The organism is Streptomyces sp. CA2R106 (genome assembly GCF_037034245.1).
GTDB lineage: Bacteria > Actinomycetota > Actinomycetes > Streptomycetales > Streptomycetaceae > Actinacidiphila.
This window is the reverse complement of sequence record NZ_JBAGKC010000129.1, coordinates 1-1,041: the sequence shown is the minus strand read 5'-3', so window position 1 is coordinate 1,041 and position 1,041 is coordinate 1. Positions and strand designations below refer to the sequence as shown.

Below are 1,041 nucleotides of genomic sequence, written 5' to 3'. Positions count from 1 at the left end.
AGCGAAACGGACCGCCGCACGAACGTGCTCGACCCAGTACTCCGGCGCGGCGATCTCCGCGCCGACCACAGCACCCGTCACCGTGGACACAAACGGAACCGACGGCTCCCGGAACTCCAGGCCCGCCACGACCGTACGGAACTCCGCCACCATCGGCTCCATCAACGGGGAATGGAACGCGTGACTCACCGCGAGCCGCTTCACCCGGCGGCCTTGCTCAGCCAGCTTCTCCGCCACCTGCTCGACGGCTTGCTCCGCACCCGACATCACCACCGACTGCGGCCCGTTGACCGCCGCCACACCCACGGTGTCCGTTACGCCTTCCAGCAGCTCACGCACCTCCACCTCGGTCGCCTCGACCGCCACCATCGCCCCACCCGCAGGAAGCTCCTGCATCAACCGGCCCCGCGCCGCCACCAGCACACACGCGTCCCGCAACGACAACACGCCCGTCACGTGCGCCGCCGCGATCTCACCGATCGAATGCCCCGCCACCGCATCCGGCCGTATCCCCCACGACGCCAGGAGCCGGAACAACGCCACTTCGACGGCGAACAGTGCCGGTTGCGTGAACTCCGTACGCGCCAGCGCCTCCGCGTCCTCACCCCACATCACCTCACGCATCGGACGCGCCATCACCGCGTCCAACTCCGCACACACCTCGTCCAACGCCCCCCGGAACACCGGAAACACGTCATACAACTCCCGGCCCATCCCTAGCCGCTGCGCACCCTGCCCCGTGAACAGGAACGCGGATGTCCCTTCCAACACGGGACCCGACGGCTCCAACGTGCCTAGCTTGTCGAGGAGTTCGGCCCGGTCCGCGCCGACGATGACGGCGCGGTGCTCCAACGCCCCGCGGGTCGTCGCCAGCGAGAACGCGACGTCCAGCGGCCGCAGTTCGGGCCGCCCGGCGACGTACGACCGCACGCTCTCCGCCTGCGCCCGCAAGCCCTCGGGGGAAGCCGCAGAGACCACCCAGGGCACCACGTCCCCGAGCTGCGGCTCATCCGCCTCCTCGGCCGCCACGACCAACGGCGG

Annotated in this window: 1 protein-coding gene; it reads right to left on the bottom strand. The window is 70.1% G+C overall.

Translation table 11 applies throughout. The features are described 5' to 3' along the window. A partial coding sequence (locus tag WA788_RS35335; protein WP_335984567.1) for an acyltransferase domain-containing protein occupies positions 1-1,029 on the bottom strand: 1,029 nt, incomplete at its 3' end. Between the last annotated feature and the right edge of the window lie 12 nt (positions 1,030-1,041).